16 protein-coding genes and 1 other RNA gene are annotated in these 21,986 nt (G+C 59.4%); 7 read left to right on the forward strand and 10 right to left on the reverse strand.

Annotated elements, in window-relative coordinates:
- Positions 1 to 21: 21 nt before the first annotated feature.
- Positions 22 to 876, reverse strand: a complete 855-nt coding sequence (locus GH722_09650) for a hypothetical protein (GenBank protein ID MRG72037.1) — start codon at positions 874 to 876, stop codon at positions 22 to 24.
- The gene (locus GH722_09655) at positions 873 to 2,477 is read right to left on the reverse strand and encodes an FMN-binding glutamate synthase family protein (protein ID MRG72038.1); all 1,605 of its coding nucleotides are present in this window, start codon (positions 2,475 to 2,477) and stop codon (positions 873 to 875) included. The genes GH722_09650 and GH722_09655 overlap by 4 nt, the downstream gene beginning before the upstream one ends.
- A gap of 222 nt (positions 2,478 to 2,699) precedes the next feature.
- On the opposite strand from GH722_09655, the gene GH722_09660 reads away from it, so the two are divergent.
- From GH722_09660 to rnpB, 5 genes are all read left to right on the forward strand, one after another.
- On the forward strand, positions 2,700 to 6,251 hold the full coding sequence (locus GH722_09660) for an AsmA family protein (protein ID MRG72039.1): 3,552 nt from the start codon (positions 2,700 to 2,702) through the stop codon (positions 6,249 to 6,251).
- Between the two features lie 188 nt (positions 6,252 to 6,439).
- Positions 6,440 to 8,251, forward strand: coding sequence for an ATP-binding cassette domain-containing protein (locus GH722_09665; GenBank protein ID MRG72040.1), 1,812 nt, complete (start codon positions 6,440 to 6,442; stop codon positions 8,249 to 8,251).
- On the forward strand, positions 8,248 to 9,147 hold the full coding sequence (locus tag GH722_09670) for an EamA family transporter (GenBank protein ID MRG72041.1): 900 nt from the start codon (positions 8,248 to 8,250) through the stop codon (positions 9,145 to 9,147). The genes GH722_09665 and GH722_09670 overlap by 4 nt, the downstream gene beginning before the upstream one ends.
- 65 nt (positions 9,148 to 9,212) lie before the next feature.
- Complete coding sequence (locus tag GH722_09675; GenBank protein ID MRG72042.1) at positions 9,213 to 9,812, forward strand: N-acetylmuramoyl-L-alanine amidase; 600 nt, start codon at positions 9,213 to 9,215, stop codon at positions 9,810 to 9,812.
- A gap of 82 nt (positions 9,813 to 9,894) precedes the next feature.
- Positions 9,895 to 10,271, forward strand: an RNA gene (gene rnpB, locus GH722_09680) — RNase P RNA component class A.
- Between the two features lie 151 nt (positions 10,272 to 10,422).
- On the opposite strand, the gene GH722_09685 is transcribed toward rnpB, so the two are convergent.
- The 7 genes from GH722_09685 to GH722_09715 all read right to left on the reverse strand — a co-directional run bounded on the left by GH722_09685 (position 10,423) and on the right by GH722_09715 (position 18,032).
- A complete protein-coding gene (locus GH722_09685) occupies positions 10,423 to 11,133 on the reverse strand; it encodes an ATP-binding cassette domain-containing protein (GenBank protein ID MRG72043.1) in 711 nt (236 codons plus the stop codon).
- Positions 11,126 to 11,878 carry an ATP-binding cassette domain-containing protein gene (locus GH722_09690; protein MRG72044.1) on the reverse strand — a complete coding sequence of 251 codons (753 nt, stop codon included), beginning with the start codon at positions 11,876 to 11,878 and terminating at the stop codon, positions 11,126 to 11,128. The genes GH722_09685 and GH722_09690 overlap by 8 nt, the downstream gene beginning before the upstream one ends.
- Complete coding sequence (locus GH722_09695) at positions 11,875 to 12,873, reverse strand: branched-chain amino acid ABC transporter permease (protein ID MRG72045.1); 999 nt, start codon at positions 12,871 to 12,873, stop codon at positions 11,875 to 11,877. The genes GH722_09690 and GH722_09695 overlap by 4 nt, the downstream gene beginning before the upstream one ends.
- The gene (locus tag GH722_09700; GenBank protein MRG72046.1) at positions 12,870 to 13,733 is read right to left on the reverse strand and encodes a branched-chain amino acid ABC transporter permease; all 864 of its coding nucleotides are present in this window, start codon (positions 13,731 to 13,733) and stop codon (positions 12,870 to 12,872) included. Before GH722_09700 ends, GH722_09695 begins: the two co-directional genes overlap by 4 nt.
- Positions 13,734 to 13,782: 49 nt before the next feature.
- Positions 13,783 to 14,619 (reverse strand): NADPH-dependent oxidoreductase, encoded by an 837-nt coding sequence (locus GH722_09705; GenBank protein ID MRG72047.1) that lies wholly within the window; start codon positions 14,617 to 14,619, stop codon positions 13,783 to 13,785.
- Positions 14,620 to 14,726: 107 nt separating this feature from the next.
- On the reverse strand, positions 14,727 to 16,289 hold the full coding sequence (locus GH722_09710; GenBank protein MRG72048.1) for a sulfurtransferase: 1,563 nt from the start codon (positions 16,287 to 16,289) through the stop codon (positions 14,727 to 14,729).
- A gap of 60 nt (positions 16,290 to 16,349) precedes the next feature.
- A complete protein-coding gene (locus GH722_09715; GenBank protein MRG72049.1) occupies positions 16,350 to 18,032 on the reverse strand; it encodes a thiamine pyrophosphate-binding protein in 1,683 nt (560 codons plus the stop codon).
- A gap of 241 nt (positions 18,033 to 18,273) precedes the next feature.
- On the opposite strand from GH722_09715, the gene thrS reads away from it, so the two are divergent.
- On the forward strand, positions 18,274 to 20,196 hold the full coding sequence (gene thrS / locus GH722_09720; GenBank protein ID MRG72050.1) for a threonine--tRNA ligase: 1,923 nt from the start codon (positions 18,274 to 18,276) through the stop codon (positions 20,194 to 20,196).
- Between the two features lie 97 nt (positions 20,197 to 20,293).
- Positions 20,294 to 20,812: a translation initiation factor IF-3 gene (locus GH722_09725; protein MRG72051.1), complete on the forward strand. Its 519-nt coding sequence runs from the start codon at positions 20,294 to 20,296 to the stop codon at positions 20,810 to 20,812.
- 142 nt (positions 20,813 to 20,954) lie between these two features.
- Here GH722_09725 and GH722_09730 read toward each other — a convergent pair whose 3' ends face one another.
- Positions 20,955 to 21,869 carry a YegS/Rv2252/BmrU family lipid kinase gene (locus GH722_09730; GenBank protein ID MRG72052.1) on the reverse strand — a complete coding sequence of 305 codons (915 nt, stop codon included), beginning with the start codon at positions 21,867 to 21,869 and terminating at the stop codon, positions 20,955 to 20,957.
- Between the last annotated feature and the right edge of the window lie 117 nt (positions 21,870 to 21,986).

The raw sequence follows: 21,986 nt of genomic DNA on the forward strand, positions 1-21,986 counted from the left end.
TCTGCGGAAGCGACAGACAGGTCAGATGGTGCCGAAAAACATATCGCGGCCGGGTTTGTAGCCGAACTGAACCTGAGCCGGATTGCGATTGTAGAGAGGGCGGCCAAACATCGGATGGTCCAGACCACGGACCTCATGTTCAATCTGATACAGCAGGTCGCCACTCTCGGGGTCAACGATATCGATAAACCGGAACTGATAGCGTCCTTCATCCAGAGACAGCAGATTGCGCTGTTCAAGTTCGCGGCGAAGCGCCTCAAACCCGGCAATGTAAATCTGGATATGATGACCGTCATAAGCGGGCAGGGGGTCGCTGGTTTCCTGAAATGTCAGGGTCTGCCCCGGTCCGGCCGGCACGATGGCACAGGCTTTGCCGGACAGGTTTGCTGTTGTTGCTGTCGTGCCGATGATCTGCTGATAAAACCGGGCGATACCATCTGCGGCACCGGCAGGAACATCGAGGCGGACATCTGTCAGCCCGAGTTGAATACTGTCTTCGTCTCCAGCCGGTGGCAGAAGCCGGAACCTGTTGCCCCAGGGGCAGGTAACGAAAACTGTCTCGCCATCCCGCCGGAAATCAAAGGCGCTGCCGGACAGGGTGGGCTGTATGGCCTGCAGATTGGCCATGACCAGATCGATATCGGGCAAGGTCAGGGTAACTTCACCGCGAAGCTGATGGGCAATGGGCTCCCGGCTTGGCAGGTGCATCTGGGACCGGCCGATATTGATCCACATATTGGTCAGCCCGACGGTCATGGCCGGGTCGCGTGTCAGGCCAAGTCCGATGACATAGAACTGTGTTGCAACCTGCTGGTCAGGGATCGCCAGATTGACATGTTCCAGACGGGCAATTTTTCCAAGTTCGGTTGTCATCATGTAAGGGCCTTCTGTCGGGGTTCGAAGCTGTCGATCTGAGCCTGCTTCCAGGCTTCCAGGTAAAAATTATGTCCCTTGCCGGACAACAGGTCGCCGGGCTCCAGATTAGGAAAGCAGTCCTTGATGTTCAGGCTGCGCTCGTCCGAACCGCGCAGCATGAGCCGCTCGCCGCGCAGTTCCATCGGCCCTTCCAGACCCATCGCACCCAGCATTTCAGCCAGTGCATGGAGCGTGTTGTGATGGAAATTGGCGACCCGTGTTGCCTTGTCTTCCGGCACCAGAGCACGCTGTCGCAGAGGGTCTTGCGTGGCAACGCCGGTCGGGCATCGGTTGGTGTGACAGTTCTTGGCCTGAATGCAGCCGATGGAGAACATGAAACCACGGGCCGAATTGACCCAGTCCGCCCCCAGCGCGATTGTGGTCGCGATATCGGAACCGGAGATGATCTTGCCGCTGGCCCCTATCTTGATTTTGTCCCGCAGCCCGGCTCCAACCAGTGCGTTATGGACAAAGGTGAGACCTTCACGCAGCGGTGTGCCGATGGAATTGGAGAATTCCAGGGGTGCCGCGCCGGTGCCGCCTTCCTTGCCGTCGACGACAATGAAATCGGGAACATGGCCGGTTTCGATCATGGCTTTCAGTATCGCCATGAATTCCCAGCGGTGCCCGACACAAAGCTTGAATCCGATCGGTTTGCCATCAGACAACTGGCGCAGTTTTCCCAGAAATTCGACAAACTCCCGCGGCGTATTGAAGGCGGAGTGATTGGCGGGAGAGATACAGTCGACACCCATTGGCACACCCCGGGCTTCCGAAATTTCCGGGGTGATCTTGGCAGCCGGCAAGACTCCGCCATGTCCGGGTTTTGCCCCCTGTGACAGCTTGATTTCGATCATCTTGATCTGTGGATCTGCGGCCTGCCGCTTGAAATTGTCCTCATCGAATTTGCCGTCTTCACTGCGGCAGCCGAAATAGCCGGAACCGATTTCCCAGATAATATCTCCGCCACCGGCGCGATGATATTTCGACAGGCTGCCTTCGCCGGTGTCATGGGCGAAGCCGCCAATCTTTGCACCCTTGTTCAGTGCCAGAATGGCATTGCCGCTGAGTGATCCGAAACTCATGGCGGAGATGTTCAGCAGTGAAGCGGCATAAGGCTGTTTGCAGTCCGGGCCGCCGATCGGCACCCGGAAATCGGGGTTGGGAGACGGCTTCGGTGACATCGAATGGGTCAGCCAGACATAGCCCGGTTCATAGACATTCTGCAGGGTGCCGAAGGCCAGTGTCTGGAGTTCGTTTTTCGCCCGCTGATAGACGAGCGCCCGTTGCTGCCGGTTGAACGGGACGGCATCGGCGTCGGCTTCAAAGAGATACTGGCGGATTTCCGGGCGGATGCCCTCAAACAGCCAGCGCATATGAGCAATCACCGGATAATTTCGCAGCAGACTGTGCCGGGTCTGAATAAGGTCATAGACGCCAAGCCCGATCAGGGCTGTCAGCACGGCGGCAAGGATCAGGAACCAGCCTGAATAAACGGCTGATGCAGCCAGCGAGGCGAGTGCGCCGACGATGACGATGCCAAAGACCAGATAACGTTCCATCTCGTGTTACTTTGCTCCCGTTAAGATGCCATTCTGATCCTGAGCGGGCTGAAAGCGCAAGCGGATGCCCCGACAATTCCACAACAGGGAATTGTATTTGTTCCGGAGTGAAGCCGGTCACAGCCACAGCCTTAATTTTGCTATAGTGTCGCTGTTTACTTGCCAAAGACGGGGCAACGAATAGCGTTGCCGCGGGGTAGTTGTGTTTTATGAGGGTCTGGCGTGAAAAAAGTTCTGTTTACATTTCTGGTCGTGATCGTGGTTCTGGTTGGCGGGGCGCTGGCTGCTCCCAGCTTTGTGGACTGGAATGCCTATAAGGATGATCTGCGTCTGGTCGTAAAGGAACAGACAGGCCGCGATCTTGTCATTGAGGGTGATATCAAGGCACGCCTGATCCCCTCGCCAGAGATCAGCGCTGAAGATATCAGGCTCTCGAACAGTGCCGGTTCGGCAAGCGAGGACATGCTGTCGCTCAAGGCTGTCCGGGTGAAGGTGGCGATTGCCCCTTTGTTGTCGAAGATTGTCCGCATCGACAGTTTTGAACTGGTCGAGCCGATTGTCGAGGTTGAGAAACGCGCCGACGGCAGCATGAATTTCGATGATCTGTCCGGAGGTGGCAATGCGACGGTTGCACCGGCTGCAGCGCCAGCCGGGTCTGCCGGAACCAGCAGCCAGAATGAGCCGATTTCGGTGGCCGGTTTTGATGTCAGCGTCGACAGTGCCACCATTCGTAACGGTACGCTGATCTATCGTGACACGCAGGCGGGCAGCATGCAGGTCATCGAGAACTTCAATCTTACGGTCGGGGCGAATTCGCTGGTTGGCCCCTATGACCTGTCCGGAGATATCAGCCTGCTGGGTATTCCTCTCGCCTTCGAGGCGGGGCTGGGTGAGGTCTCTTTCGAACGTGCCGCCGTGCCGCTTACCCTCAGTGTTGATGTGGATGGTGGTGCGACCCGGACGAATTTCACCGGGGCGCTGGTCGGATTGCCGGATAATCCCGGTGTCCGGGGCAAGCTGAAAGGGCGCAGCGAGAATATCCTGAAACTGATGACGGCCCTTGGCGCAGGTGACGGGCTACCGGCTGAACTGGCGAAACCGCTCAGCCTGGATGCTTCCCTGAATGCATCGGCAACCGAGGTCAAGGCAGAGGATATTGCGTTTGAGGCTGCGGGCAGCCGGATTACCGGTTCAGCCAGAGTCGCACTGGGTGAGATGATTGATGGCGGTATTGATCTGCATGTCGCCCGTCTCGACCTTGATGCTTTGCTCGCTTCACTTCCGGCTCAGCCGGCGGCAGGGGACAACACGGCGAAGGCGACGGATTCTAATGCCCCGGCTTCCGCGCCCGCACAGTCCGCAGGTAAGCCTGCAGATACCGCAGTACCGGAATTACCGAAAAATGTGAATTTCGCTGCGACCTTTACCGCCGATGCCATCGTCTATCGCGGCAAGCCGGTCAACAAGGCAACGGCGTCCGTTGCACTGGCCAATGGCGAACTGTCGATCAACCAGATTTCGGCGCAGCTTCCCGGCGGATCGGATGTCGCTGTGTTCGGCTTCATCGCACCACGCGGCAAGTTGCTGGGTATGGAAATTGAGGCGGATGCGCGATCCGATAACCTGCGTGCCCTGCTGGACTGGGCAGGTGTTGATCTGAGCGCCATGCCGAAGGGCAAGCTGCAGACCATGGCACTGCGCACCAAGGTTGGTGGCACGACCGAGAATATCCAGATCACCGATCTGAACCTGAAACTGGACAGCACCACGGTCCGGGCGGCGGCAACGCTGCGACCGGGGGATCGTCCGGCTGCAGGGATCACCCTGCGTGTCGACCGGCTGGATCTGGATGGCTATATCCCGGCTTCGTCTTCGGCCCCGGCGAAACCGGCTGCGGCACCGGCGACTGCGGCAAACGGTTCGACCCCGGCCACTGCCCCGGCATCGTCACCCTCTCCGTTTGCCGGTCTGAAGGCACTGAATGATTTTGACGTCAGCACGGATGTCGAGATCGCGACGCTGACCCATAACGGTATTACAGCCAACAAGCTGGCGCTGCGGGCCCGGCTTGTGAAAGGCAAGCTCGACCTGACAGAATTTTCTGTCGGTAATCTTGCCGGGGCTGCGGCCCGTGTATCGGGCAGCTTTGCAAATTTTGGTGCGGTACCGTCAATCTCTGGACTGGATGCGGGTCTGTCTGCCAACAGTATTGATGGCCTGCTGCGGCTGGCCGGTGTCCAGTCGCCGATCCCGCCCGAAAAACTCGGTGCGATTTCAGCAAGGGTGACTGCAGATGGCGATCTCAACAAGTTGCAGGTTTCAGCAAAGGTGACGGCAGCGGGTGGCACGGCTACCGCCACCGGACCAATCTCACCGCTGGCAGCAGTTGATGACCTCCGGCTGGCGGTCACACTCGATCATCCCTCGCTGAACCGGTTGCTGGAAGTGGTCGCCCCCGACTACCGCCCGACCGGTCGCAATCTCGGTCCGCTGGCAGTGAAGGCCGGTGTCGGGGTGACACCGGGTGCGATTGCTGTCGATGACCTGAATGCCCGTGTCGGTCCGGTCTCTGTTGCCGGTAACGCCTCCGTTGCAACGGGTGGGGCCCGTCCGATGATTACGGCGCGGCTGTCTGCAAACGAACTGCCGGCACAATTGTTTGCGCCGCTTGTCGGCGGCACAAAACCGGCACCGGCGCAGCGTAGCAGTGCCGCTTCCGGCGGTGCCTCCGCTCCGGCTGCTGCCGGTGGCAGCCGCTGGTCGCGGGAGAAGCTTGATGTCAGTGGCCTGAAATCAGTTGATGCGGATGTGCAGATCAGCGCGAAGGCTGTTCTGTATGAGCCTTACCGGGTGGATAACCCGGAAATCATCCTGACGCTGAATAATGGCAGGCTCGACCTCAAGCGCATGGCCGGCAAGATGTTCGGTGGCGGATTCGATATGACGGCGGTTGCTGTTGCCACGGACAAGCTGACGGTGGAGACCGCAACGAAGGTCGAAAACGCCAATATCAAGAAGGCGATCCTGCAGACTGCCGGGATGGATGTTGCCGATGGTACGCTGAATTTTACCAGTAACATGAAAACAACGGGCCTCAGCGAATATGACCTGATCCGCAATCTCAACGGTACCGCAAATCTGGCTGTTACGGACGGGCTGGTGAACGGCTTCGATCTGGACGCGCTTTCTGACAGACTCAACAATCCGGTGAATGTTGCCGGTCTGTTGTCTCTGGTGACGCAGGGTATCTCCGGGGGGCAGACGCGGTTTCAGGATCTCAAGGGCACTTTCAGGGCGACCAATGGTGTGGTCGAGACAAATGACCTGAAGGTGACGGCAAAGTCCGGTACGGCGACAACGGTGGCAAAAGCCGACCTGGCTGACTGGAAGATGAACGGATCGTCGGTGGTGCAGCTGACCCGGATCGAGGGGGCTCCGCCGATCAATGTCCGTTTCAGCGGCCCGCTGGACCAGCCGAACCCGACTTTCGATATCAATGCCTTTCAGGCCTTCATGCTGGCCAATGGTCTGGTCAAGGGTGTCGGCGGACTGGTCAAGGACGGCAAGGATATTGTCAAGGGTGCCGGTGGCGGTGTCGGCGGGGTCGTGAAAGGCATCCTCGGCACGCTGGGCGGTCAGCAGCAACAGACGACGCCGCAGGCCCAGCAACCTTCGTCGTCTTCCGGAACGGCAACACCGCCGCCTCAGCAACAGCAACAACAGCAGGACAATAACCCGCTGAACAACCTGCTCCGGGGCGTGCTCGGTAACTAGACCGGGTTTCAGATCAGGCCGCGCTGCACCTCACCGTTCAGCGTGGCCCTTATTGTCCGGTTTGCCACCGATCTCATCTGATTGCGGTTGACGATAACCGTCGCGTCCTCAACAAGGTGGGGTCATGACATATCCTGATAATCTCCCGGCTTCGCTGACCCCCTTTCTGACTGTTTCGGACGGCTGCCATGGCTGCTGAAGCACCGATCCTTTCGCTTCGTGATGTCGAAGTTCATCTCGGCGGCGATCCGCTTTTCGGGCCGCTGGAGATGTATCTGGCGGCCAGTTCCCGGTCCTGCCTTGTCGGCCGTAACGGCACCGGCAAGTCGACCCTGATGCGGATCATCGCCAATCAGCGCCAGCCGGATGCAGGAGAGCGGTTTGCGGTCCCCGGACTGCGCGTTGCCTATCTGGCACAGGAGCCGGATTTCAGCGCTTTTAAAACCGTGGGTGAATTTGTCGCCGATGGTCTGGCGGATCCGGATTCCACCTGGCTGGCGGATTCTGAATTGCTGGAAGCCGGACTGGATGCTGACCGCGACCCGATGACCTTGTCCGGTGGTGAAGGCCGGCGGGCGGCTCTGGCCCGGATGTTTGCTGGTGAGCCGGATTTCCTGCTGCTGGATGAGCCGACCAATCATCTTGATATTCCGGCCATTGAAGCGCTGGAAGACAAACTGTCGAAATATCGCGGCGGCTATCTGATCGTCAGCCATGACCGGACCTTCCTGCGCCGCCTGACTAAGGAAGTTCACTGGTTGGATCGCGGAATCATCCGCACCGCCCCGACCGGTTTTGACGGTTTTGAAGACTGGATGGAATCGGAGCTGGCCCGCGAGGAAGAGGAAGCGCACAAGCTTAACCGCAAGATCGTCCGCGAAACCGCTTGGTTGCATAAAGGTGTCACGGCACGTCGCAAGCGGAATATGGGTCGCCTGCGCCGCCTGAATGATCTGCGGCAGGAACGGGCGAACCGGCGGGCCCCGACCGGGCAGGCCAGTCTTACTGCCGCTGCCGGGGAAGCATCCGGGAAACTGGTGCTTGAGGCGGTGGATGTCAGCAAGAAATATGACGACAAGGTCATCCTTGATCATTTTTCCACCCGGATATTGCGGGGCGACCGGATTGCCATCATCGGGCGGAACGGAGCAGGCAAGACCACGCTGCTGAAACTGCTGCTGGGTGATATCCAGCCTGACAGCGGTACGGTACGGCTGGGGTCGCGTCTCGACATTGCCTATATCGATCAGCGACGTGACGCACTCGATCCGAATGCGACGCTGTGGGATACGCTGTGCGACAGCGGTGGCGATCATATCGATGTGCGGGGCACGCCGCGGCATGTGGTCTCCTATCTCCGCGACTTCCTGTTTGATGAAAGCCAGGCGCGCAGTCCGGTTCATGCCTTGTCCGGGGGGGAACGGAACCGGCTGATCCTGGCGAAGAAGCTGGCGAAACCGGCCAATCTTCTGGTGCTGGATGAGCCGACCAACGATCTCGACATGGAAACCCTCGATCTGCTGGTTGAGGTGCTGTCGGATTACGAGGGGACGTTGCTGCTGGTCAGCCATGACCGTGACTTCATCGACCGGCTGGTAACGGGTACTTTCGCGCTCGAAGGTGATGGCAAGGCGACGGAATATCCCGGCGGCTATACCGATTATCGCCGCCAGCGTCAGGCTACGACCGAACTGGGAGATGACCGTCGCGGGACAAAAGCCTCTGAATCCCGAAAACCGGCCCGTCCGGCGGCAAAGCTGAGTTACAAGGATCAGCGCCGGCTGGATAATCTGCCGAAGGATATTGCCCGCCTCGACAAGGCCATCGAGAAGCTGGAAAAGATACTGGATGATGCCGGCCTGTTCGCTCGCGACCCGGATTCTTTCAACGCAGCGGTTGCCAGTCTGGACAAGGCGCGTTCAGATAAGGCGGGTATGGAAGAAGAATGGCTGGAACTTGAAATGAAACGCGAAATGCTGGCGGAAGGCCAGACCGGGTGACACCCGGACACATATTGCTGGCGCTCTGCGTCATGTTGATCTGGGGTGTGAATTTCGCAGTCGCCAAAGTCACGGTCGCGGAACTGCCCCCCCTGTTTGTGAATGCCATCCGTTTTGCCCTTGTGGCTGCCATCCTGCTCCCCTTCGTCCGGATTCCCCGGGACAAGCTGAAAGACATCTTCATTCTTGCCACCATCATGGCGCCGTTTCATTTCGGCCTGATGTTTGTCGGCCTGACCGGCACGGATGCCGCCGCCGCTGCGATTGCCATGCAACTCTCGGTTCCCTTCGCTGCCCTGATGGCGAGCTTTTATTTCCATGACAAGCTGGGTGCCCGCCGCACCATCGGCATGATTATCGCCTTTACCGGCGTCGTCATCCTGGCCGGTGAACCGCGTATGGACGGTGAACTGTTCCTGCTTGGCATGGTCGTGCTGTCGGCAGCGATGTGGGGTGTCGGCAATATTCAGATCAAGCGGATCGGCGATATCAACCCCTTTGCGCTTTCTGCCGGGATGGCGATGTTTGCTGCGCCGGAACTGCTGGTCCTGTCGCTGCTGCTGGAGCAGGGCCAGATGCATGCTGTCCGCACCGCCGACTGGATCGCCTGGGGCGGGGTGATCTATATGGTCGTGCTGGTGGCGATTGTCTCCTACGCAATCTGGTATCACCTGCTGAAAACCTATGCGGTCAATCAGGTGGTGCCGTTCAGCCTGCTGGGCCCCGTATTCGGGGTGGCCGCCGGTATCCTGCTGCTGGGAGAGGCGGCGACCTGGCAAAAGCTGGTCGGCGGGGCCATTACCATTGCCGGAGTTGCCATGATCACCCTGTACCGGCCGCCTGCGCCTCCCTGTGTTCCGGTGGCTGACCCGAAACAGGTCACACAAAAGGACTGACCGTGGATATCATCGACACGCCCTCCCCAAATCATGGTCCCCGGCGCGACGGGGCGGTCGTCGATATGCTGGTGCTGCATTACACCGATACGAAAGACACCGACGAGGCGCTGGCCATCCTCACCGATCCTGTGGCTGAAGTCAGCTCGCACTATCTGATCGAGGAAGACGGCAGCATTCACCGGCTGGTGCCGGAAGACCGCCGGGCCTGGCATGCAGGTGTCGCCGCATGGCGGGGACAGACCGATATCAATTCAACCTCCATTGGTATCGAACTGGTCAATCCCGGTCATCGTTATGGCCTGCGCCGGTTTCCGGATGCGCAGATGGAGGCGCTGGCCGAACTCGCCGGCAGCGTGATGAGCTGGCACGACATTCCGGCCCGCAATGTTGTCGGGCATTCCGACATCGCCCCGGACCGCAAGCTTGACCCCGGCGAGCTGTTTGACTGGCAATGGCTGGCCGAACGCGGCATTGGTCTCTGGCCGGAGGAGAAGCTGGGCGGACGTATGGAGATGCTGTCCGCCTATGGTTACGGTCCGAAACCGGGCGTCATCGCCGCCTTCCAGCGCCATTTCCGCCCGCAGAAAATCAACGGCATCGCCGACGGCCAGACCCTCGCCCGCCTCGCCGGCCTGATGGAGCTGATTAAAGAAGCGGAGTAGGCTGCCCTTTTGGTGAGTGAAAATCTCCGATCAGAATTTTCCCGCATTTACCTCGCCTGAAACTTCGCTATTGTCCGCAGCGTCAGGCGGCTGGACGGCTGCTCTTCATCGGGTAACCGGTGAAGGGAGGAAAGTCCGGGCTCCATGAAAGCACGGTGCCGGGTAACGCCCGGCGGGGGTAACCCCAGGGAAAGCGCCACAGAAAGTATACCGCCCGGACATGTTCGCATTATGGGTAAGGGTGAAAGGGTGCGGTAAGAGCGCACCGCGATCCTGGCAACAGGAACGGCATGGCAAGCCCCACCGGGAGCAAAACCAAATAGGGGTGGCTTATGGTCGGTTTTCAGACTGTCACCCGGGTCGGTTGCGCGAGGCGTTCAGCGATGAACGTCCCAGATGAATGGTCGTCGAACCTGCATTGCAGGGGAACAGAACCCGGCTTACAGGCCGCCTGACACTCAATCCTGCCCGAAGTTGAAAATCTGATCTTTGTTGCCATCCTTCGAGACGCGGCGTTGCCGCTCCTCAGGATGAGGTTTTTATGCATTCCGCTTCACCTGAGGAGGGCTGAAAGCCCGTCTCGAAGGATGAAGAGAAACGGGAGAGGGGCTTATCCGCCCCCCACACCGATCAGCTGTTGCAGCCTGTCCGGATTGTCTTTCAGTTCAAGGCTGGCACCATCGAAGGCAATCTGACCGCGGTCCATCACCACGCAGCGGGCTGAAAATCCGAGGGCAAAGCGTGTATGCTGTTCGACCAGAATGATGGCCATGCCGGTTACGTCTCGCAGCTTCGCAATGGAGCGCCCAAGTTCCTCGACGATGACCGGGGCAAGGCCTTCACTGGGTTCGTCCATCAGCAGCAGATCCGGCCCGCCCATCAGGGCGCGGCCAATCGCCAGCATCTGCTGCTCGCCGCCGGAAAGCTGGTTGCCCCGGTTGTTGCGGCGGCGGTCGAGATGCGGGAAGAATTCAAAAACCCGATCTGTTGTCCAGTCACCGCCGCGGGCGGCAACCCGGAGGTTTTCCGTCACGCTGAGAGAGGGGAATATCTCCCGCTCCTGCGGCACAAAACCGATGCCGGCCCGGTTGCGCAGATGCGGTTTTGAGCGTGAAATATCGGACTGGCCAAGGCTGATCCTGCCCTGGTGCAGGCTGGTATGACCCATGATGGTGGACAGCAGGGTGGATTTCCCGACACCGTTGCGCCCGAGGATGCTCAGACTTTCACCGGCTGCCAGTGTCAGGCTGATGCCGTCCAGCACGACCGTTTCGCCATAACCGGCGCTGACATTATCTAGGGTCAGAAGTGGCTCAGCCATGGCTTTCCTCCCCCAGATAGACGGCGCGTACTTCCGGGTTGCGGGCGATCTCGTCCGGGGTGCCTTCGGTCAGGACACCACCATCAACCAGCACGGAAATCCGGCTGGCAAAACGGAACACGACATCCATGTCATGTTCAATGATCAGGATGGCGATATCTGACGGCAACCCGGCGATCACGTCGAGAATGACATCGCTCTCGACCGAGGGAACCCCGGCGGCCGGTTCATCGAGCAGCAGAACACGGGGTTTCAGCGCCAGCGTGATGGCGATTTCGATCAGCCGCTGCCGCCCATAGGGCAGACCGGCGATGGTCTTCCCGGCATCGGCACCGACCCCGAGGCTGGTCAGGATGGCCATAGCCTCATCAAGAATCGCGGAGTTTGTACCCGCCGGCTGCCACATTCGTCTGGCAATGCCTTCCCGTTCTGACAGGGCGAGGACAACATTTTCAAGTGCGCTGAGGCCCCGGAACAACTGGTTGATCTGGAAGGTACGGGCAATCCCGGCACGCACCCGTTCTGCCTGTCCGAAGCCGGTGATGTCCCGGCCATTCAGGCTGACCTTCCCGGCATCCGGGGTCAGCACGCCGGTTACCAGATTGACCAGCGTCGTCTTTCCGGCGCCATTCGGGCCGATCAGGGCATGGCGGGCACCGGCTTCCAGTGTCAGGTCGACCGCGCGGGTGACATGCAGCGCCCCGAAATGCTTGTCGAGACCGGTCAGTTGCAGGGCGACACTCATCCGGCAGACTTGCCTTTGATCCGGCGAACCAGGGCGTCGCTGGCCCCCAGCAATCCGCCCCGGAAGAACAGCACGACAGCAATCAGCACAAGGCCAACACCGATTTCCCAGAACTCGGGACTGATCCGGGCCAGTTCATCCTCCAGAGCCATATAGACAGCGCCGCCCAGGAAGGCACCATAGAGGCGGCCTGTGCCACCAAGAACCAGAACGATCAGCACAGTGCCGGAGCGGGCAAAATCGAGCACGTCGAGGGTCACATAGGCATTGGATTGCGCGAACAGGCCCCCGGCAATCCCGGCCATCGCAGCGGAAATGGTATAGACCGTGACCAGACGTCCGAAGACCGGGGTACCGATGGCGTTCATCCGCCGCACATTTTCCCGCACGCCAACCAGTGACCGGCCAAACGGGGAATGCACAATCCGGCGGGCAACCAGAAAGACCAGAAACAGGACGCTGAGGCTGTACCAGTAGTAATGATGGCCCCAGAGATCATTTTCGAACAGGCCGAAGATCGGGTCGATGCTGATACCCTGCAAGCCGTCGAAGCCACCGGTGACAGGGGCTGCCGTGTTGGCGGCTTCCTGCAACAGAATGGCGAAGGCCAGGGTCAGCATCAGCAGGGTAAGGCCGTGATAACGCAGCAGGACCAGACCGGATAACAGGCCCAGCGCCCCGCCGGCCAGCCCGCCAAACAGCAGTCCGGTCAGCGGCTCGTTCCATCCCAGCAGCGCCGACAGCATGCCGGTTGCATAAGCCCCGGCACCGAAATAGGCCGCATGGCCGAGCGACACGACCCCGGCATAACCCAGAATCAGATCCATCGAGAGGGCAAAGATGATCATGATGATGATCTGCGTGCCGAGCGCCGCATAGTCCGGCAGCAGGGCAAAGGCGGCGAAGGCCGTCATCCAGGGCAGCGCCTCGATCAGCCGCCAGCGATGGCGGTTGCGCAGATCTGCTGTCGGGTCGCTTCTGTCGGTTGCGTTCATGACGCCCGTCCAAACAGCCCGGCTGGCCTGTAGAGCAAAATGGCCACTGTTGCTGCATAGATGAAGAAGGCGCCGCCATCGGGCCAGAGGTACTTGCCGGCCGTATCCAGCACGCCGAGCACGATGGCAGCGACAAAGGCCCCGCCCATGCTGCCCAGCCCGCCGACGGCGACAACGATCAGGAAAAATACCAGATACTGAATGGCGAAAGTCGGCGACATGCCGACGATCTCAATCGCCAGTCCGCCACCAAGGGCCGCCAGTCCGCTGCCTATTGCGAAGACCAGAACGAACAGCCGGTCGACATCGATACCGACGGATTGCGCCATCCGGCGGTTGTCGACGGCCGCGCGGATTTTCGCGCCAAGCAAGGTGCGCTCAAAGGCAAACCACAGGATCGCCATCATGACACAGCCGATGAGGATGATGAAAAAGCGATAGGTCGGGACTTCACGGAATCCGAGATCGACCTGACCGGTCAGGAAGTCCGGCATCGGAATGGCCGGCGGGGCAGGGCCGTAAATAAAGGTCACAACGCCGATCGTCACAAAGACCAGTCCGATCGACAGCAACACCTGATCAAGCTCTCCCGCTTTATAAAGCGGGGCATAGAGGAAGCGTTCAAACGGGATGCTGCCAACACCGACAACAACCGGTGCAATGGCGAGTGCCGCGACAAAAGGCACGCCATAGCCAGTCATCAGGGTGACCAGTACATAGCCACCGACCATGGCAAAGGCACCATGCGCCAGATTGACGAAGCCCATCAGGCCCATCGTCACGGATAACCCCACCGAGATGATGAACAGCAACATGGCATAGGCCAGGCCGTCAAAGAGAATGCTGATCAACGCTTCCATGACAAGGATGGTGGCCGCTACAACCGCCGCGCGTCAAGCATCTGCTGCGTCAGTCGAGTCTTATGCCATTGCGGCGCAGCCAGTCGGCGAAATTATCCCGCTCCGGGCGCGACAGCTGCCGGGTGACATTTTCGGACCAGACGCATTTCTCCAGCTCGCCATAGAGGTCGCGATGGCGCTGGCTGCCGGGGGCAATCGGCTGGCGCTCATGGGCCCGTTCGTCATAGGCAGCAACTTCGTCGGTGAGGTTCGAGTCATCATAGGTTTCGTGGTGAACGACGACTGATGGTGGCAGACGGAGTGAGACCGGGCGACGCCGGGCGGGCCAGCCGACGCAGAGCCCGGCAATCGGGAACACGCCTTCCGGCAGAGCCAGCAGTTCCTGTAATTCGTCCAGCCGGTTGCGAATATAACTGATCGGACAGGTGCCAAGACCTTCGGCTTCTGCTGCGATGACAAAACTCTGCAGGGCGATGGCCGCATCAACGGCGGCGTTCATGAAGGTATCGGCGACATTGTTCTGATAATCATGTTTCCGCCACGCGGCGAGTCGCCGGATACGTCGCACATCGCCAAGGAAGATCATGACCAGTGGTGCGTCGGCGATCCAGGGCATGGTCGGCACCAGGCCAGCCAGCTTGCTGATCCGTTCCTTATCACGCAGCACCATGATGGAATATTGCTGCAGGTTCGACTTTGTTGGTCCGGACTGGGCACAGGCCAGCAGGATTTCCAGCAGATCATCATCAATCGGGTCGGGCTTGAAAGTGCGGCAGACGCTATGTCCGAGGATACCGGCAACCGTTCCCTCTGCTGCCCGGTCTGTCCCGGCGGTTGTTTCCAGGCCGAAGCGCTCGGTGACCTGATCGGCTATGGTGCGGGTCATGCTGTCATCCTTTCATAAGGTCATGTCTGCCCGGCGGAGTCGGATAGTGCCGGGATATGACACTCCATCCCGCAACAGAACAGGGACGGAGTGTCACAGGCACCGGTTCAGCTCAGCAGGTTGTAGCGGGCATCGCCATCGCGTTCGATCTGCGCCGGCAGATTAACTTCCCAGTCGAGATAATAGGTCGCGGCCTCGGCATTGTTGTAATGCCGGTCGTGGACCCAGAAATGGAAGTCGAGACAGTCCTGATCGGAAGGTGTGTCAGGACTTGCAGCCGTTTCATGGCCCGCCGCCTTCCAGGCAGCAAGACCGCCGGAGAGATAGCAGACATCCCTGAAGCCGAGGCGTTCCAGATCAGCAGTTGCAAAGCTGGCCAGTGCGCCGTCTTCGGAGACCACACAGACCGGCCCGTCGGCGAGGGTCAGTTCAGACAGACGGGAGCGATGCCACCAGATTGCATCCGGCACATGTTCCTGCCGGAAAGTCATGTCGGTCGAGACATCAATCACCGTGTAGCTGTCACGCTTGTCATGCAGGGTGGCTGCGTCAATTGCGGCCACACCCCCGGCAACCGGGTAGGCAGGCATACCGGTTTCAACCGGGCCGGAGGCGATGCCACCTTTCAGGACATAGACATCCCAGCCCATCTGGGACAGCCAGTGGCCACTCATTACCGCGCGGACTTCTGTATCGTCGGTCAGTACGATGCGGGCACCAAGCACCGCAACCCAGGTATCAGATGCCTGTACGAGCTGGCCGCCCGGTGCATTGATGGCGCCGGGGACATGTCCGGCGAGATATTCATCAATCTGGCGGACATCCAGCAGGAAGGTCGTGCGGTCGGTTTCAGCCAGCCAGCTGTCCAGTGTTTCCCGGTCGACACTGCCGACATTGTAGCGTTCACGAACCAGCGTGGCGCGAGCTTCGGCTGCGGCCAGCGCGCTGTCGTCCAGTTCGGTCAGGGCGGGGTCGCGGCCACGGTCCAGCTCATAGCCGGCCAGTTCCCAGCCCATGGTGCCGTTACGCAGCGCGACAACCCGGTTTGGAACACCGGCATTGATCAGCGACTGTGCCCCGATGATGCTGCGGGTTCGCCCGGCGCAGTTCACGACAATTGTGGTGTCGGGGCTGGGGGCATGGGCATGAACGCGATAGGCCAGCTCCGCGCCGGGGCAACTGGTGCCGCCGGGGATGTTCATACGGTGATATTCAGCCTGTGTACGGCTGTCGAGGATCACGTAATCGGCTTTGTTTTCAGCCATCTCATGCAGTTCTTCGGCTGAGATGGAAGGCGTGTGGTTGCCATGCTCGACCACTTCACCGAAGGCCTTGCAGGGAACATTGACGCCTTCAAACAGCTCATGTCCGGCGGCTTTCCAGCCCGGATTTCCGCCTGCCAGAATGACCACCGACTGATATCCCATATCCGCCATGCGCCCGGCGGCCTTGATGGCCAGCCCGTCGCTGTCATCGACCAGAACGCAACGCACATTCTTGTTCGGAACCAGTCTTGGCAGCATCAGTTCCAGCCGGCTGGTTGGCAGGCTGATGGCATAGAACAGGTGATTATGGACGAAACGCCCGCTCTCGCGAATATCAAGCAGGGCAAGTTCCTTGCCGTCGTGGAGCATTTCCTTGAGGTCAGCCGGGGTTATCTGGGTTGTCATGATTGTCCTGTTTTCTGTTGTTCAGGTTCTTTGGGGGGAAAGACGTATTGTTGTCCTGGATCAGCCCCGGGCGGCGAGCGCCCGGTCACGGATCTGGGACAGGCTGGCGGAAATGGTGATCGCTTCCGGATCAATCCGGACTTCGATGACGGATGGCTTGCCAGAGGCCTGTGCCCGTTCAAAGGCCGGACCGAAATCTTCCGTGCGGGCAACGACTTCACCATGTCCGCCATAGGCGTCGGCCAGCTTTGCGAAATCGGGATTGGTCAGCTGGGTGGCGGATATCCGGCCCGGATAATCCCGTTCCTGATGCATCCGGATGGTGCCATACATGCCATTATTGACGACGATGATGATGACATTCGCCTTGTACTGAACAGCGGTTGCCAGTTCCTGCCCGGTCATCAGGAAGCAGCCGTCACCGGCAAAGGCGACCACGGTCCGTTCCGGGTGGGTGCGTTTTGCCGCGATAGCAGCAGGCACACCATAGCCCATTGAACCACTGGTCGGGGCCAGCTGGGACTTGTAACGGGTGAAGCGGCGGAACCGATGGACCCAGGTGGCGTAGTTCCCGGCACCGTTGCAGACAATCGCATCTTCCGGCAGGTGCTGGCCGAGCCAGGCCATGATATCGCCCATCTGAACCGGTCCGGGCGAGACCGGCAGCTTCGTGTTCCAGACGAGGTAACTGTCATGCAGTGCCTTTACATCCTCGTCTGCGCGGCTGACCGGCTTCATTTCAGCGACCGCATTGGCAAAGCCGCGGGCCGTCGCCGCAATTCCGAGGGTCGGACGATAAACGCGACCCAGTTCATGCGGGTCGGCATGGATATGGATCAGCTTCTGATCCGGCTCCGGAATGCCGATCAGGGTATAGTCGGCAGAGCTTTTCTCACTCATCCGGGCACCGACAACCAGCAACAGATCCGCTTTCTTGATCCGGGCAGAAAGGTCGGGATTGAGATGAATGCCGACATCGCCGCCAAAATTCGGATGGCTGTTATCGAAATAATCCTGACGGCGGAAGGAGACGGCGACGGGCAGGCCGTTATCTGCCGCGAACTTCTCCATCGCGGCCTTTACATTGGCATCCCAGCCACCGCCGCCCAGAATCATAAAGGGATGTTTGGCGGCTGACAGCAGGTCGCGCAGCTCCGTCAGGTCATCCGGTGTCGGGGCGGCCTCTGCCCGGCGATAGCGCCCGACGGTCTGTGCGCCCGGTGCCAGTTCGGCCAGCATGTCTTCCGGGAGGGCCAGGACGACCGGGCCGGGACGGCCTGATGTTGCGGTGTGGAAGGCACGGCTGACATATTCCGGCACCCGTGCAGGGTCATCAATCTCGGCGACCCATTTTGCCATCTGGCCGAACATCCGGCGATAATCGACTTCCTGGAAGGCCTCGCGCTCGATCATATTCCGTCCGACCTGACCGATGAACAGGATCATCGGGGTCGAATCCTGCCGGGCGATATGCAGGCCGGCTGCGGCGTTGGCAGCACCGGGGCCGCGGGTCACAAAACAGATGCCCGGTTCCCCTGTCAGCTTGCCATAGGCATCGGCCATCATGGAGGCACCGCCTTCCTGACGGCAGACCGTGACGTCGATATCCGGCGCATCAACAAAGGCATCAAGGACTGAAAGATAACTCTCTCCGGGGACACAGAAGACCTGCCGGACTTCCTGTGTGAGCAGGGTGTCGACAAGCAATTGCGCACCCGTTCGGGCGTTTGTGCGGTTTTCCATTGTTTCGTCCCGGAAGATGTTTCTGATTCGCTACATTCTAGCGAATGATTTCCGGGACTGCATGCAGCAAGTCGGCCTTTTCTTGACAGGCAAGGGCCGGACCATAATATGCGCGCTATGTCACAGTTTCTGCCCCGTTTCCTGCCGCGAACCCCCTGAGGGGGGATCTTGCGCTGTTGCCCACCCACCGCACGGCAGTTGTTGTGCATGTGACATCATCTTATCAGAACAGGCTTGAATCATGGTCGCTATTACTCTGCCGGATGGCAGCGTCCGCAAATATGACGGTTCCGTCTCCGCTCTCAAGGTCGCCGAAGACATTGGCCCCAGTCTCGCCAAGGCGGCGTTGCTGGCGCGTGTCGATGGTCAGCAGTGGGATCTGACACGCCCGATCGAGGCCGATGCAGAACTGGCGCTGATTACCGCCAGGGATGATGATGCCTATGAATTGCTGCGCCATGACTGTGCGCATGTGCTGGCGCAGGCAGTACAGGAGCTGTTCCCCGGAACCCAGGTCACAATCGGCCCGGCTATCGAAAACGGCTTCTATTATGATTTCGCCCGTGAAGAGCCATTCTCGACGGAAGATTTCGAGAAGATTGAAAAGCGGATGGCCGAGATCGTTGATCGCGACCTGCCTTTTGTCCGAGAAGTCTGGGACCGTGATGATGCGGTGAAGCTGTTCGAGGAAAAAGGTGAAACCTACAAGGCTGAACTGATCCGCGATCTGCCGATGGATGAGGTTGTCACCCTGTATCGTCAGGGCGACTGGGTTGATCTCTGCCGTGGGCCGCATCTGCCGTCGACGGGCAAGCTGGGCAAGCATTTCAAGCTGATGAAGCTGGCCGGTGCCTACTGGCGGGGCAATTCCGACAACGCCATGCTGCAACGGATTTACGGCACCTGCTGGCCGTCGAAGAAGGAACTCGACGCCTATCTGCATATGCTGGAAGAAGCCGAAAAGCGGGATCATCGCCGGCTGGGCCGCGAGATGGACCTGTTTCATCAGCAGGAAGAAGCACAGGGGTCTGTGTTCTGGCATCCGAAGGGCTGGCATCTCTGGCAGACGCTGGAAACCTATATGCGCAACCGCCTTGATGAGGGCGGCTATGAAGAAGTCCGCACGCCACAGCTGGTTGACCGTACCCTGTGGGAAAAATCCGGCCACTGGGACAAATTCCGCGAGGCCATGTTTGTCTCGGAAGCGGAAGACAAGATCTACGCCCTGAAGCCGATGAACTGTCCCTGCCATGTACAGATTTTCCGTCAGGGCCTGAAAAGCTACCGCGACCTGCCGCTGCGCATGGCCGAGTTCGGGTCCTGCCATAGAAACGAGCCGTCTGGTGCACTGCATGGCATCATGCGGGTGCGGGCTTTCACGCAGGATGATGCACATATTTTCTGCACGGAAGATCAGATCACGTCAGAAACGAAAATTTTCTGTGATCTGCTGATTTCCATCTACAAGGATCTCGGCTTTGAGGAAGTGCATGTCCGCTTCTCGGACCGTCCGGAAGTCCGTGCCGGGTCGGATGCGATCTGGGACAAGGCAGAAGATGCACTGCGTGAAGCCATCGAGGCCGCCGGTCTGCCTTATACGATGAATCCCGGTGAGGGCGCATTCTATGGTCCGAAGCTGGAGTTTGTCCTGCGCGATGCCATTGGCCGTGAATGGCAGTGCGGCACGCATCAGGTTGATTTCGTGCTGCCGGAACGGCTGGATGCGAGTTATGTCGGAGAAGATGGCGAGAAACATCGCCCGGTGATGCTGCATCGTGCCATCCTCGGGTCGTTCGAGCGTTTCATCGGTATCCTGATCGAACAATATGCGGGTAAATTCCCGCTCTGGCTGGCACCGCAGCAGATCGTCGTCGCCACCATCACGTCGGAAGCTGATGACTATGCCCGTGAAGTAACGGCTGTGCTGCGCAAGGCCGGGCTGCGGGCAGAGGTTGATGTCCGCAACGAGAAGATTAACTACAAGGTTCGCGAACACAGCGTGAAGAAGGTGCCGGTCATTCTGGTGGTCGGCGCCCGCGAGGGTGAAGGTCGCACGGTTGCCATGCGTCGTCTCGGCGGCAAGGCACAAGAAGTTCTTGCGCTGGATGAAGCGGTTCGTAAGTTAACGGATGAGGCAAGAATGCCGGGAAATCCCGCCGTCTGACAGCTTTGTCGAAGACGGGGTTAGCCTATCGTGGTATTCTGCGTTATGATTTTCGGACACATTAAAAGGAGAAACTGAGATAGCACGACATACTGATCTGGCGCCGCCGGCCAAGGATGGCCCCCGCGTCAACGAAGACATCACAGTTGCCAAGGTGCGGCTGGTAGATGCAGAAGGTGAAATGCTCGGCGTGAAATCGCTGGATGAAGCACTGCGAATCGCAGAGGGAACGGGGCTCGACCTTGTCGAAGTGTCGCCCAATGCCGACCCGCCGGTCTGCAAAATTCTCGATTACGGCAAGTTCCGTTACGAGGAACAGAAAAAGAAAAACGATGCGCGCAAGAAGCAGAAGACCATCGAGGTCAAGGAAATCAAGCTGCGTCCGAACATCGACCAGCATGATTATGATGTGAAAATGCGTGCCGTTCAGCGGTTCCTCGAAGGCGGCGACAAGGTGAAGGTAACCATGCGTTTCCGTGGCCGCGAGCTGGCCCATCAGGATCTCGGCATGGAAGTCCTGAACCGCGTCCGCGACCAGTTCGACGAACTGATCAAGGTCGAACAGTTCCCGCGTATGGAAGGCCGTCAGATGGTCATGGTCCTGGCTCCGCGTTAACCCGCCGGCCCAGACGACCAAAGACGACAAGACCCCGGATGCGTGAGCGCCGGGGTTTTTTGTTGTCTGGTGTCAGGCTGGCCTGAGACAGATTTCAGACTTTCCGCCAGTCCCCTCATCCCGGGAGGAGGCTGCTTTGGAATTATTCCGCAAGTGCCAGGAAGCTCCCGGCGGCCGCGATGATGTGCACCGGCAGATGACCGGCGATATCGCCATCGGCCTGAACGGGATCGCCATCGGGGCCTGACAGCCGGATGTCGCGTCCGCGGAGGATGTCGATATCATGGCGTTTATGCAGCCTGCCGATCAGCAGCCAGAGCGCGTAGGTGGCGGCAGCCAGCCGTCCCTGTTTCCGGAACAGGCAGACATGCAGGTCCGGGTCGGCCAGTTTTGCCTCCGGTGCACAGACATATTTGCCGCCGTAATAATGGCCGTTGGCAATGACCACGGAGGCGGCGCTGTGGTCACGACCGTCGATGGTGATCTGATAGGGCGGATAGTTGAAGCGAAACAGCAGGGTCAGTGATTTTAGCACATAGGCCATCTTGCGCAGGCTGCGTTTCAGGGCGGGTGTAACGGCGGCAACCACATGGGCGTCGAAGCCGGCACCGGCCATCATGATGAACTTGCGGCCGTTCAGAGACCCGGCATGCACCATTCGCGGGGTGGCACTGGCCAGCATGTCGGCCACGGCCTCCGGTTTCTGCGGCATGTTCAGTTCACAGGCCATGACATTGGCAGTGCCCGTCGGGATGATGCCGATCGGAATATCCGTATGTTGCAGGCCGTTGATGGCTTCATTGATGGTGCCGTCACCGCCGGCAATCAGCACCCCGTCATAGTCACCGGGCTGGAGATTCCGACAGAACTGTTCCGCATCACCCCGACAGGTCGTTTCCCGCATTTCGACCCGGCAACCGAGATCTGTCAGCCGGTTCAGTACCTGCTTCAGATAAAGCTGTCGCCGGTGCCCGGCCGTCGGATTGAAGATCACAAGAAAGCTTCGCGACGGGGATGCTGGCGCGGCAATGCTGCCGGGTTCAGGCGGAAGTCTCATGCTGAGGTGTCTCCTGATCGTAACAAAACTGAAGTAATAAATAAATATACGATCCGTATAGAATGTGGGTGTCAGTTGTTTGGTTTAGTAACATTCCGATTCAATTAGAATAATAAA

The sequence above is a fragment of the Alphaproteobacteria bacterium HT1-32 genome (assembly GCA_009649675.1).
Classification (GTDB): domain Bacteria; phylum Pseudomonadota; class Alphaproteobacteria; order Rhodospirillales; family HT1-32; genus HT1-32.